Origin of the sequence: Streptomyces sp. NBC_00012, from assembly GCF_045040875.1 — a bacterium.
Classification (GTDB): Bacteria; Actinomycetota; Actinomycetes; order Streptomycetales; family Streptomycetaceae; genus Streptomyces.
The window spans coordinates 3,944,578-3,956,502 of the sequence record NZ_CP108309.1; the positions used below are offsets into that span (position 1 = coordinate 3,944,578).

The following is an 11,925-nucleotide window of genomic DNA, read 5'->3' on the forward strand; positions in this document are numbered from 1 at the left end:
TGAACCGCACGAGACCGAGAAAGCAGAGCCGCTCTCCATGACCTCCACCACCGACGCCGACCCCACCGCCTCCGACGGCTACGGGGAGCTGCGCGCCCAGCTCGCGACGCTCACCACCGAGGCGTTCCGTCCCGAGCTCGCCGAGATCGACCGCCTCGACACGCTCGAGATCGCCCGCATCATGAACGGCGAGGACCAGTCCGTCCCGGCCGCCGTCGGCGCCCGGCTGCCCGAGATAGCCGCCGCCATCGACGGCACGGCGGAGCGCATGGCGCGCGGCGGCCGGCTGATCTACGCGGGCGCGGGCACCGCCGGCCGGCTCGGCGTGCTCGACGCCAGCGAGTGCCCGCCCACCTTCAACACCGACCCCTCCGAGGTCATCGGCCTGATCGCGGGCGGTCCGACCGCCATGGTCAAGGCCGTCGAGGGCGCCGAGGACAGCAAGGAGCTGGCCGCCGCCGACCTCGACGCGCTGGACCTCACCGCCGACGACACCGTGGTCGGCATCTCCGCCTCCGGCCGCACGCCGTACGCGATCGGGGCTGTCGAGCACGCCCGCGGCAAGGGCGCGCTGACCATCGGTCTTTCCTGCAACGCGGACTCCGCGCTGGGCGCCGCGGCGGAGCACGGCATCGAGGTCGTCGTCGGCCCGGAGCTGCTCACGGGCTCCACCCGGCTCAAGGCGGGCACGGCCCAGAAGCTCGTCCTCAACCTGCTCTCGACGATCACGATGATCCGGCTCGGCAAGACGTACGGGAATCTGATGGTCGACGTCCGCGCTTCCAACGAGAAGCTGCGCGCCCGCTCCCGCCGGATCGTCTCGCTCGCCACCGGCGCCTCCGACGAGGAGATCGAGGCCGCCCTCGCCGCGACCGACGGGGAGGTGAAGAACGCCATTCTGACCATCCTCGGCCAGGTGGACGGCCCCGCCGCCGAAGACCTCCTGACCGCGTCCGGCGGCCACCTCCGCGCCGCCCTCGCCGCCGCCCCCCGCACCACCTGAACCACCCGCTCCGCCCCCGCACCCCCGCACAGCAAGGCACCACGCACCATGGCAACAGAAGACAAGAACCGCGCCACCGCCGCCGCGATCCTTCCGCTCGTCGGTGGCGCCGCGAACGTCAGCACCGTCGCCCACTGCATGACCCGGCTCCGGCTGGGTCTGCACGACCGCTCGCTCGTCGACGACGAGGCCCTGAAGGCGGTCCCCGCCGTCATGGGCGTGGTCGAGGACGACACGTACCAGATCGTCCTCGGCCCGGGGACCGTCGCCCGGGTCACGCCGGAGTTCGAGCAGTTGGTGGAGGAGGGCCGGGCAGCAACCCCCGCACCGGCCCCCGTCTCCGCCTCCACCTCCGCCTCGGCGGACGAACTGGCCTCCCAGGGTGCCGCGATGAAGGCGGCCCGGAAGGCGAGGAACGCCACCCCGTTCAAGCTGTTCCTGCGCCGGATCGCGAACATCTTCGTCCCGCTGATCCCGGCGCTCATCGGCTGCGGCATCATCGCCGGCCTCAACGGCCTGCTGGTGAACCTGGGCTGGCTGACCTCGGTCACCCCCGCCCTCGCCGCGATGGCGTCCGGCTTCATGGCGCTGATCGCCGTCTTCGTCGGCTACAACACGGCGAAGGAGTTCGGCGGTACGCCGATCCTGGGCGGTGCGGTCGCCGCGATCATCGTCTTCCCGGGCGTCGCGAACATCGAGGCGTTCGGCCAGAAGCTCTCCCCCGGACAGGGCGGTGTGCTGGGCGCGCTCGGTGCGGCGGTGCTCGCGGTGTACGTGGAGAAGTGGTGCCGCCGCTGGGTGCCCGAGGCACTGGACGTACTGGTCACCCCGACCCTCACGGTCCTGGTCTCCGGCCTGGTGACGATCTTCGGCCTGATGTACGTGGCCGGTGAGGTCTCCACCGCCATCGGTACGTTCGCCGACTGGCTGCTCTCCAACGGCGGCGCGGGTGCGGGCTTCGTGCTCGGCGGTCTCTTCCTGCCCCTGGTGATGCTGGGCCTGCACCAGGCGCTCATCCCGATCCACACCACCCTCATCGAGCAGCAGGGCTACACCGTGCTGCTCCCGATCCTCGCGATGGCGGGCGCCGGCCAGGTCGGCGCGGCCGCGGCGGTCTACTTCCGCCTCCCGCGCAACGAGTCGATCCGCCGCACCATCAAGTCCGCCCTCCCGGCCGGTCTGCTGGGCGTCGGCGAGCCCCTGATCTACGGCGTCAGCCTCCCGCTCGGCCGCCCGTTCATCACGGCGTGCGTGGGCGGCGCGTTCGGCGGCGGCTTCATCGGCCTGTTCAACCAGCTCGGCGACAAGGTCGGCTCCACGGCCATCGGCCCGTCCGGCTGGGCCCTGTTCCCCCTGCTCGACGGCAACCACGGCCTGGGCACCACGGCCGCGATCTACGGGGGCGGCCTGCTGGTCGGCTACCTCGCCGGGTTCCTCGCGACGTACTTCTTCGGCTTCAGCAAGGACCTGCTGGCGGAGTTCAACGTCCCGCAGGAACCGGCCGAATCCACGGTCGCGGCAACGGGCGGCCCGGCGTCACCCGACACCCCCGCGAAGGAACCGGCCGGGGTCTGACCCGGCACGCGGACATGACCGAGGGCGGCACCCGACCCGGGTGTCGCCCTCATCCGTGTCCGCTCAGACCGCTCAGACCGGGAACTCATCCGTGAGCAGCGTCGTACCGAACGGCTCGGGCAGGCTGAGCGGCTTTCCGAACGGCACCGGGTCGGAGTGCTTGTACGTCCCGTCCTCATTGGGCTCCGTGAACAGCGTGGCCATCGCCCCGCGCGTGTCGAACCGGTCGATCAGCAGATACATCGGCACGCCCGCGCGGGCATAGGCGCGGTACTTCTTCGTCCGGTCGTCCCGGGCATTGCCCTTCGAGGTGACCTCGACGATGAGCAGCGCGTCCGCCGCGTCCATGGGGCCGCTGGCCTCCGAATCGGCGGCCATGACCAGCTCGCGCTCCATGACGACCAGGTCGGGGACGTAGAGCTTGTCGAGAGGCACGACATGCACACCGAGGGTCTGGTAGACGCCCACCCCTGCAGGGCGTACCCGGTACAGACAGTCCTGCACCAACTCAGCGATGCCGTTGTGATGCGCATGAGGCGGCGGTACCAAGACGATCTGCCCTTCGTCGATCTCGGCGCGCCACCCCTCGGGCACGTCCAGTTCACGCCACGTCTGCAGCAGGTAATCCCACGGGCGGCTCTCGGAGGCCTGGTCGTTCTCGACCATCGCGGCAGTCATCGCGGGTCCCTTCTCCTGTGGCCTGTCAGAGGAGCGTAGATCGACGGTTCCGCGGCAGTTCGCCGCTCCCACCAGCGTCCCACGATCGTGTGAGAAAGGCAGCGACCCTCCGCCGACGGCCAGCCTCATCGCCCCGATCGAAGGGCGGCACCCGACCAGGGTGTCGCCCTTCCCTGTATCCATATATCCATCGCCGAATCACCCCCGGCGCAGCGACGCCTTCACGGCAGTCTCCCCTCCCTGTTGACCTCCCGGACCCGGGCCCGCAACACCTCCCCCAGCGGTGCCGGGCGCACCGACTCCGGCGGGCAGTCCCACTCCGCCCCACCGCCCGGCGCCCGCAGTTGTACGTACGGCCCGACGCGTCCCATCACGCGCCCCACCCGCCCGTCCCGGGTGTCCACCGCGAACGAACCCGGCTCCGGCGCGCACGACTCACGCGCTTCACCGTTCATGGCCGGCCAGTCCCTGCGCCTCCAGCACCACACTCAGCCGCAGCACCGTGTCGAGATTGCACCGGCCGAGGTCCACCAGCGGCGACATCGGGTCGCTCCCCGCACATGACACCGGGTCGATCCGCAGCGATGGCAGCGTGATCCCGACACCCGAGAACCCCTCCTTCAGCCGCGCCACCGCGTCCTCCGCTGCCCGCACTCTGCCCTCCGCCGTCCTGCGCCGTTCCTTGATCGTCATGATCCATTCCTTTCCACGCTGAGTAATGACAATGCATACCCAGCGTGTCCAACGCGTCGCTAACCTGGAAGAGGCGCAGAACCAACAACCGCACATGTGTCACAGGGAGTTGTCATGCCGGGGCCCAAGCTCGATCCCTCCTCCTCTCCACGCGCCCTGCTCGGTGCGGAACTCCGCCACCGGAGGGAGGGCGCGGGCCTATCGCAGGACGAGCTGGGCCAGCCGCTGTTCGTGAGCGGATCATTCATCGGACAACTGGAGTCCGGTACACGCCGGATGCAGTTGGACCAGGCCCAGAAGATGGACGAGATCCTGAAGGCGGACGGGTTCTTCGTGCGGAACTGCGCGGCCCTGAAGAAGTCGAAGTACCCGAATCACTTCGCCGAAGCCGCAGAGGCTGAGCTCCTGGCCAAGACGATCAAGCAGTACGCTCCCCAGCTCATTCCAGGGTTGCTCCAGACCGAGGCGTACGCGCGAGCAGTGTTCTGGGCATACCAGCCGACAGCCACGGAAGACGTCATCGAGGAACTGCTCTCGGCACGGCTCGAACGCGCGCAGCTCCTGAGCGATCCAACAACTCCGTTCGTCCGGGTTGTGCTTGACGAGGCCGTACTGCGCAGAAGGGTCGGCGGAACTGCGGTCATGAGCGAGGCTCTTCGCCACGTGGCGAAGCTGGCACGCGAACGCCGGATCATCGTGCAGGTGCTGCCGGACAGCGCGGGCGCCCACGCGGCCATGAGCGGCCTCGTGAAGCTGATGTCGTTCTCCGCCGCTCCCACGCTCGCCTACTTCGAAGTGCTGGGAAGCGGGCGCTTGGAGGACGATCCGGCAACGGTCGCTCGCTGCGTGCTGTCGTACGATCTCGCCGCAGCCAGTGCCTTGTCACCAGAGGCTTCCCTGGCGCTCATCGAGTCAATGGCAGAGGACTACGCCCATGAAACTCAACAGCCCTGACCTCGACTTGTCCACCGCGACTTGGCGCAAGTCCACGTACAGCGACGGCAGCGGCGGCGACTGCCTCGAAGTCGCCGACGGTCACCCCGGCATCGTCCCCGTCCGCGACTCCAAGGTGGCCGAGGGCCCGACGCTCGTGTTCCGGGCCGCTGCCTGGACGTCGTTCGTCTCGGACCTCAAGAACGACTAGCCTCCGCACCCGCCTTCCGAGCCGTGGCGGCGATGCCCTGGAGCGCCGCCACGTGCAGGGCCAGGGCCTGCCGCCCAGCGGGGGTGAGTGACAGCCAGGTCCGGGGACGCTTGCCGACGTAGCCCTTGCGGACGGCGAGGTATCCGATCGCCTCCAGGGCGGAGGCGATCTTGCTGAGCATCGAGTCGGACACCTGGCAGCTGCCGCGCACGGTGGCGAACTCGGCCTCGTCGCACGCCGAGAGGAAGGCGACGACCGTCAGCCGGGTGGGGTGGTTGATCGCCGCGTCGATCGCGGGCTCGCCCGGCTCGGAGGCGGCGGTCATCCGGCCACCTGGAGCTTCTGCCTGATCGACGCGTTCCGTGCGACGAACACCGCCCAGGCGCCCAGCCCCAGGACGGCGAACATCGCGATCTTGCCGACTGCCTGATCGGCACCGAACTGCCGGCACAGCCCGTACGCCGCGCCGCCCGCGGCGAGAAGGATCAGGAGCGGGACCCCGGCCCTGCGCAGGCGCGCGGACCAGGGCAGCGTCACCATCACTCCCGACCTGCGCCTGACAACATTGACGAGCGCCACCAGCACGGCCAGGCCCGCGAACGCGACCAGCAGGGACAGGGGCACCGCCCATCCGCCCCGCCCCTGGGCCCAGGCGTCGACGAGGGCGGGAACGATCAGAGCCACGGCCGCCGCGGGGCCGTACCACGCGGGAGTCAGCCCGGCCGTGAGGCGGGCCCGCTCCCTGGACGCCTCGATGCCCTGCAGAGCTTCGGCTGCCAAGTCGGCGTTCATGTGTGTTCCTCCCGGGATGCCCATCACTTCACCGCTACGTCTGCGGCCCGCCTGCTCATTCTGACATTTACTTTCCTAGCAGGAAAGTACTTTCCTCTCGCCCTTCCACCCTGCCACCCGATCGTGTAGACGTTTCAGGCCATATATGCGGTTTGAGTGAGGAACGGCCCCGCCGAACGCGATCATTCGGCGGTGAACTCAACATTCCGGACGGCTCACCGTCCCAAGTCACTGCGTGCGGCCGGGTTCGGCGCACTCGCCGTACTGACCCTGCTTCCGGCGATCCCGGCCGCCGCCTCCACCGCGAAGGACCCGTCGCCGCGGCCCGCAGCGCAGGCGCTGCACCGCCCCACGACCCAGGCCGAGGCCAGGACCTCCGCGCGCCTCGCCTCGTTGCAGGGCAGGCCGGAGAGGCTGAAGGCGTTCTTCAAGGCCCTGCCCAAGGGGGGTGACCTCCACAACCACCTGTCGGGTGCGGTCACCACCGAGTACCTGATCCAGCTCGCGAGCGAGGCCGGGCTGTGCATCGACGCGACGGACACGGCCGTGGCGCCGCCGTGCGGTCCCGGCAAGAGGCCGGCCGCCGACGCACAGCACGACGCCGCGTTCCGGCAGCGGATCATCCGGGCCTGGTCCATGCAGGACTTCCCGGTCGACCAGTCCGGGCACGACCACTTCTTCGACACGTTCGGCAAGTTCGGGATGGCCACCTGGTACACCCGCGGCAAGATGCTCGCGAATGTGGCCAACACCGTGGTCGAGCAGAACCAGTTCTACTTGGAGACCCTGGTCACCCCCGCTTCGGACGCCAGCAGGGCGCTCGCCGACAAGGTGGGCTACGACGCCGACCTGGCCGCCCTCCACGCCAAGCTCGTGGCCGGTGGCCAGCTCGACCGGGTGGTGGACGAGGCGGTCCAGGAGGCCGACGACACCGACGTGCAGTTCCGCGAGGCCGCGCACTGCGACACGCCCCGCCCCGACCCGGGCTGCAAGCTCCCCGTCAGGTGGATCTCCCAGGTGTCCCGGGGCAGCTCCCCGGTACGGGTGTTCACACAGATGGCGGTCGGCATGCGACTGGCCGAGCGCGACCCGAGGTTCCTCGCGGTCAACCTCGTACAGCCGGAGGACGGCGAGAGTGCGCTGGCCAACTACAGCCTCCAGATGCGGATGCTGAAGTACCTGCGCGGCCAGTACCCCGACTCCCATCTCACCCTGCACGCCGGTGAACTGGCCCCCGGCCTGGTCAAGCCCGAGGACCTCACCTTCCACATCCGTGAAGCGGTGCTCGTGGCCGGGGCCGAGCGCATCGGCCACGGCGTGGACCTGGTCCACGAGGACGACTGGCGGCAGCTGGCCCGCACGATGGCGCGGCGCGACGTGGCCGTCGAGGTGCCGTTCTCCAGCAACAAGCAGATCCTCGGCATCGCGGGCGACGACCACCCGTTCAACGCCTACCGCCGCTACGGCGTCCCGATCGTCCTGGCCACCGACGACCCGGGCGTCTCCCGGATCGACATCAGCCACGAGTACCAGTACGCGGCCAAGACGTACGGCCTCGGCTACGTCGAGCTGAAGGACCTGGCCCGCGCCTCGCTGGAGTACGCGTTCCGCGAGGGCCGCAGCCTGTGGGCCACCGGCTCCGCCCCGTCCGGCTACCGCCCGGTCTCCGCCTGCCAGGGCAACCGGCCGGGCAGCGACCGCCCGAGCTCGCGCTGCGCCCGCTACCTCGCCGACAACCCGAAGGCGGCGACCGAGTGGCGCCAGGAGGCGGCCTTCGCCGTCTTCGAGCGCGACAACCGCTGACCCCGAGCGCCCCGGGCCGGGTGGCCGGGCACGGGGCTTGAGCCCGGGGCCCGGCCACACACCTAGTACGGGCGCTAATCGCCGTGGTCCTCCGGCGCCGCCCACAGATGGCCGAGCGTCCCGAGGACCAGACGGCAGACGTCGTCCGGATCGGCCCCGGCCAGGGGCTCCCGGGCGACGACCGTCCGCATCAGGCCGATCCCCAGCAGCCAGGCCATGGCGAGATCCGCACGCAGCGCGCCGTCCTCGGCCCCGGACAGCCCGGCCAACGCGCTCTGGTACGCCTCGCCCAGCTCCCGCAGGGTTCCGGCCGCCTCGTCGCCCCGCCCGACCGACCGCAGATAGACCTCCAGGGAACGGTCCTCCGGCCCCTCCGCGCTCCGGGTCAGCATCGCGCGCAGGGCGGTCTCGAACAGCTCCTCCGGCGGCGTCGCCCGCAGCTGCTCCAGCCCGCCGAGCGCGACGACCTCCGTCAGCAGCCCCCGCTTCGAGCCGAAGTACCTGAACAACAGGGCCTGGTTGACCCCGGCCCGCGCCGCTATCTCCCGGACCGTCGCCCCCTCGTAGCCACGCTCCGCGAACAGGTCCCGGGCCGCCTCCAGCAAGCGGCGACGGGTGGCCGCGGCGTCCCTGCGGCGCTCTTCGGGCTGCGGGGCGGAAGCGGTCTCCATGGCGGCTTTCCTCTCGAACGGCCCGTCAGGATAACGGCCGTAAAGCGTCGTTGACTGCCCGGGAAGGCCGCTCCTACCGTTGTAAGCAGCTGCTTACATCTGGGAGGCCGCAGTGACCACAGCAGATGCCGCACCCCTCGCCTACCCCTTCAACACCCCCGACGGGCTCCAGCTGGCCGAGGCCTACGAGCACGTACGCGAACGGCCGGGGCTCTTACGGGTCCAGATGCCGTACGGCGAACCGGCCTGGCTCGTCACCCGCTACGCCGACGCCCGGCTCGTCCTCGGCGACCAGCGCTTCAGCCGCGCCGCTGCCGCCTCGCACGACGAGCCCCGGCAGTCCGAGGGGCAGCGCGACGGGGGCATCCTCGGCATGGACCCGCCGGACCACACCCGGCTGCGCTCCCTGGTCGCCAAGGCGTTCACCGTCCGCCAGGTCGAGAAGCTGCGCCCCCAGGTCCGGGAGCTGACCGCCGGTCTGCTCGACGAGCTGGAAACCGCGGGGCCGCCCGCCGACCTGGTCGACCTGTTCGCACTGCCGCTGCCGGTCGCCGTGATCTGCCGGATGCTGGGCGTGCCCACCGAGGACCGGCCGCGCTTCCGGGTGTGGAGCGACGACGCGCTGTCGACCAGCTCCCTCACCGCCAAGGAGTTCGACGCGAGCCGCGAGGAACTGCGCGCCTACATGGCCGGGTTGATCGACCAGCACCGCCGCGCACCACAGGACGACCTGATGACGGCGCTCATCGAGGCCCGCGACGGCGGCGACCGGCTCTCCGAGCTCGAACTCGTCGATCTGTGCGTGGGCATCCTGGTGGCGGGGCACGAGACCACCGCGTCCCAGATCCCCAACTTCGTCCTCACCCTCCTCGACCACCCGGACCAGCTGGCCAGGCTCAGGGCCGAACCCGAGCTCGTCCCGAACGCGGTGGAGGAGCTGCTGCGCTTCGTCCCCCTGGGCAGCGGTGCCGGTCAGCCCCGGTACGCCACCGAGGACATCGAGGTCGGCGGGACCCTCGTCCGGGCCGGCAGCCCGGTCCTGGTCGCCGTCGGCGCCGCCAACCGCGACGCACTGCGGTTCACCGCCCCGGGCGTCCTCGACATCGCCCGCGAGGGCAACCAGCACCTCGGATTCGGCCACGGCGTCCACCACTGCCTGGGCGCCCCGCTGGCCCGGCTCGAACTCCAGGAGGCGCTGGCCGCCCTCATCACCCGCTTCCCGGAGCTGCGGCCGGCCGGGGACGTGACCTGGAAGTCCGAGATGCTGGTGCGCGGCCCGCGTGTCATGCCGGTGGAGTGGTGAGCGCCATGGCCTGGAACGTACGCGTCGACCCCCAGCTCTGCCAGGGCTCGGGCATGTGCGCCGGGACGGTCCCCGAGGTGTTCGCCCTGGACGGTGAGCACGCCCGTAGCCGGTCCGACGGGATCGAGCCGGACGAACGGGTCCTGGACGCCGCCGACATCTGCCCGGCCCTGGCGATCACCGTGCACGACGGGGACACCGTGATCGGCCCCCGCCGCGACTGACCCCGCCCCCTGCCTGCCCGGCGGGGTCGCTTTGCTCAGCGGTCGACCGGTGCGCGGTCGGGCGGTGTGCGGTTGGGAGCCCACAGCTGGTCGGCGTCACCGGCGGCGAGTCTGCCCCGGTAGACGTCGACCTTGTGGGCGATGAGCTTCAGGTTCTCTTGGAGTTCGGCGATCTGGGCGAGCACCTGGTCATGGTGCGATTCGAGCAGCTCCAGTCGCTGCTCCTCGTTGCCCCGGCCCGCCGCGACGAGTTCGGCGTAACGGCGGATTCCTCTGATGGGCATGCCGGTCGCCCGGAGCCTGGTGCAGATGGTGATCCACTCCAGGTCGAACGCGCGGTAGCGGCGCCGGCCGCCGTGGGTCCGGTCCACGGGGGTGACGACCAGGCCGGCGCGTTCGTAGTAGCGCAGGGTGTGCGCGCTCACCCCGGTACGGCGAGCGGCCTCGGCGATGCTCAGCCCCGACTCGGGTACGGGCTCGGGAAGTTGCTGGTTGACTTCGACCACGCTCTAGAACCTAGCGTCCCGGACATGCCCGAATCCGTGCCCTTGCTCAGTCCTCGCCGTCGGCTCCTGGTGCTCACGATCTGCTGCGCGAGCGTGATCGTCGTGGTGATGGACATCTCTGTCGTCAACGTCGCCCTGCCCTCGATCCGCCACGACCTGCGGGCCTCGGTGTCCGGCCTGCAGTGGACGGTCGACGCGTACACCCTGGTGCTGGCAGGCTTCCTGGTGCTGGCCGGGTCCACCGCGGACCGGTTCGGCCGTCGGCGCGTCTTCCAGGTCGGTCTCGCCGCCTTCGGGCTCGGCTCACTGCTGTGCGGACTGGCGCCGAGCATCGGCTGGCTGGTCGCGGCGCGTGTGCTGCAGGCTGTCGGCGGCACGATGCTCAATCCGGTGGCGATGGCGATCGTCGCCACCACGTTCCCCGAACCGGCCGCGCGGGCCAGGGCCATCGGTGTGTTCGGCTCGATGACCGGCCTGTCGCTGGCACTGGGGCCTGTCCTCGGCGGCGCCCTGGTCGACGGCCTCGGCTGGCACTCCGTCTTCTGGGTCAACGTGCCGATCGTCGCCGCCGCGATCATCTGCACCGCGCTGTTCGTACCCGAGTCCCGTGCCCCGCGAGTGCGCCGATTCGATCCGGTGGGCCAGGCTCTGGTGATCCTCGTACTGGGTGGCGTCGTCTTCGCGATCACCGAATCCAGGGCCTTGGGCTGGACCTCTCCGGTCATCCTGGGCCTGCTCGCCGTGTCCGTCCTCGGCGTGCTGGGCATACTCGGCCACGAATCGCGCCGGGTGGACCCGCTGCTGGAGCTACGTCTGTTCCGCAGCGTGCCGTTCAGCTCGGCGATCCTGATGGCGCTCTTCGCTCTGTGCGGGTTCAGCGCGTTCCTCTTCGTCACCACCCAGTACCTGCAGAACGTGCGCGGCATGTCGGCGCTCACGGCCGGGCTGTGCCTGCTCCCGGTCGGGGGGCTGGTCGTCGCGCTCTCTCCGTTCACCGGCAGGCTGGTCGGTACGCGCGGTCCCAGAGTGCCGCTGGTGGTCGCCGGGTGCGCGCTGGCGCTGGGCGGCGGCGCATCGCTCTGGCTCACACCGGCCACCCCATTGCCGGCCCTGCTCGCGGTCTACCTGCTGTTCGGCGTCTTCCTGAGCACCGTGAACCCGCCGATCACCAACACCGCCGTCTCCGGAATGCCCCGCTCGATGGCCGGGGTGGCGGCCTCCCTGGCCTCCGCCGGCCGGCAGACCGGCACCACTCTGGGCGTCGCCATCTCCGGAACGATCGTGGCTTCGGCCCTGCCCCGCGGCGGACCGGCGTTCATCGACGCGGAGCACGCCGTGTGGTGGCTGGTGCTCGGTCTGGGCCTCGGCATCGCGGCCCTGGGCCTGCTCAGCACCGGTCGCTGGGCCATGGACACCGCCACGCGAACGGCGACGCTGTTCGAGGAGATGGACCGCGGCACGACGCTTCGAACCACCCCTGCCGGCCGCCGGTGATCGGCGGCGCGGCAGAGCGGCAGAGCGGCACAGCACCTA

15 protein-coding genes are annotated in these 11,925 nt (G+C 70.7%); 8 read left to right on the forward strand and 7 right to left on the reverse strand.

The features are described from left to right. Positions 1-37 precede the first annotated feature (37 nt). Positions 38-1,003 (forward strand): N-acetylmuramic acid 6-phosphate etherase, encoded by a 966-nt coding sequence (gene murQ, locus OHA19_RS18020; protein WP_405750751.1) that lies wholly within the window; start codon positions 38-40, stop codon positions 1,001-1,003. 48 nt (positions 1,004-1,051) lie between these two features. Further along, the gene (locus OHA19_RS18025) at positions 1,052-2,578 is read left to right on the forward strand and encodes a PTS transporter subunit EIIC (protein ID WP_405715352.1); all 1,527 of its coding nucleotides are present in this window, start codon (positions 1,052-1,054) and stop codon (positions 2,576-2,578) included. 72 nt (positions 2,579-2,650) lie between these two features. Here OHA19_RS18025 and OHA19_RS18030 read toward each other — a convergent pair whose 3' ends face one another. The 3 genes from OHA19_RS18030 to OHA19_RS18040 form a co-directional block, all read right to left on the reverse strand. Further along, complete coding sequence (locus tag OHA19_RS18030; RefSeq protein WP_405715350.1) at positions 2,651-3,256, reverse strand: Uma2 family endonuclease; 606 nt, start codon at positions 3,254-3,256, stop codon at positions 2,651-2,653. A 221-nt stretch (positions 3,257-3,477) separates the two neighbouring features. Continuing rightward, positions 3,478-3,711 carry a hypothetical protein gene (locus OHA19_RS18035; RefSeq protein ID WP_405715348.1) on the reverse strand — a complete coding sequence of 78 codons (234 nt, stop codon included), beginning with the start codon at positions 3,709-3,711 and terminating at the stop codon, positions 3,478-3,480. Further along, positions 3,701-3,949 (reverse strand): hypothetical protein, encoded by a 249-nt coding sequence (locus tag OHA19_RS18040; protein ID WP_405715346.1) that lies wholly within the window; start codon positions 3,947-3,949, stop codon positions 3,701-3,703. Before OHA19_RS18040 ends, OHA19_RS18035 begins: the two co-directional genes overlap by 11 nt. A 114-nt stretch (positions 3,950-4,063) precedes the next feature. Between OHA19_RS18040 and OHA19_RS18045 the strand changes: the two genes are divergently transcribed. Both OHA19_RS18045 and OHA19_RS18050 read left to right on the forward strand, forming a co-directional pair. After that, positions 4,064-4,903, forward strand: coding sequence for a Scr1 family TA system antitoxin-like transcriptional regulator (locus OHA19_RS18045; protein WP_405750754.1), 840 nt, complete (start codon positions 4,064-4,066; stop codon positions 4,901-4,903). Beyond that, positions 4,884-5,093, forward strand: coding sequence for a DUF397 domain-containing protein (locus OHA19_RS18050; protein ID WP_405750757.1), 210 nt, complete (start codon positions 4,884-4,886; stop codon positions 5,091-5,093). The genes OHA19_RS18045 and OHA19_RS18050 overlap by 20 nt, the downstream gene beginning before the upstream one ends. On the opposite strand, the gene OHA19_RS18055 is transcribed toward OHA19_RS18050, so the two are convergent. Both OHA19_RS18055 and OHA19_RS18060 read right to left on the reverse strand, forming a co-directional pair. Then, a complete protein-coding gene (locus OHA19_RS18055; RefSeq protein WP_405715340.1) occupies positions 5,080-5,418 on the reverse strand; it encodes a winged helix-turn-helix domain-containing protein in 339 nt (112 codons plus the stop codon). The genes OHA19_RS18050 and OHA19_RS18055 overlap by 14 nt on opposite strands. Beyond that, positions 5,415-5,885: a hypothetical protein gene (locus OHA19_RS18060; RefSeq protein WP_405715338.1), complete on the reverse strand. Its 471-nt coding sequence runs from the start codon at positions 5,883-5,885 to the stop codon at positions 5,415-5,417. The genes OHA19_RS18055 and OHA19_RS18060 overlap by 4 nt, the downstream gene beginning before the upstream one ends. Positions 5,886-6,077: 192 nt before the next feature. Between OHA19_RS18060 and OHA19_RS18065 the strand changes: the two genes are divergently transcribed. Beyond that, positions 6,078-7,688, forward strand: a complete 1,611-nt coding sequence (locus tag OHA19_RS18065) for an adenosine deaminase (protein ID WP_405715336.1) — start codon at positions 6,078-6,080, stop codon at positions 7,686-7,688. A 74-nt stretch (positions 7,689-7,762) separates the two neighbouring features. Here OHA19_RS18065 and OHA19_RS18070 read toward each other — a convergent pair whose 3' ends face one another. Next, the gene (locus OHA19_RS18070) at positions 7,763-8,359 is read right to left on the reverse strand and encodes a TetR family transcriptional regulator (protein ID WP_405715334.1); all 597 of its coding nucleotides are present in this window, start codon (positions 8,357-8,359) and stop codon (positions 7,763-7,765) included. Positions 8,360-8,471: 112 nt separating this feature from the next. Between OHA19_RS18070 and OHA19_RS18075 the strand changes: the two genes are divergently transcribed. Further along, positions 8,472-9,662, forward strand: coding sequence for a cytochrome P450 (locus OHA19_RS18075; protein ID WP_405715332.1), 1,191 nt, complete (start codon positions 8,472-8,474; stop codon positions 9,660-9,662). Between the two features lie 5 nt (positions 9,663-9,667). Beyond that, positions 9,668-9,886 carry a ferredoxin gene (locus OHA19_RS18080; protein ID WP_405715330.1) on the forward strand — a complete coding sequence of 73 codons (219 nt, stop codon included), beginning with the start codon at positions 9,668-9,670 and terminating at the stop codon, positions 9,884-9,886. Positions 9,887-9,921: 35 nt separating this feature from the next. On the opposite strand, the gene OHA19_RS18085 is transcribed toward OHA19_RS18080, so the two are convergent. Further along, on the reverse strand, positions 9,922-10,392 hold the full coding sequence (locus tag OHA19_RS18085; protein WP_405715328.1) for a MerR family transcriptional regulator: 471 nt from the start codon (positions 10,390-10,392) through the stop codon (positions 9,922-9,924). A gap of 24 nt (positions 10,393-10,416) precedes the next feature. Between OHA19_RS18085 and OHA19_RS18090 the strand changes: the two genes are divergently transcribed. Continuing rightward, positions 10,417-11,886, forward strand: coding sequence for an MFS transporter (locus tag OHA19_RS18090; RefSeq protein ID WP_405715326.1), 1,470 nt, complete (start codon positions 10,417-10,419; stop codon positions 11,884-11,886). Positions 11,887-11,925: the final 39 nt, after the last annotated feature.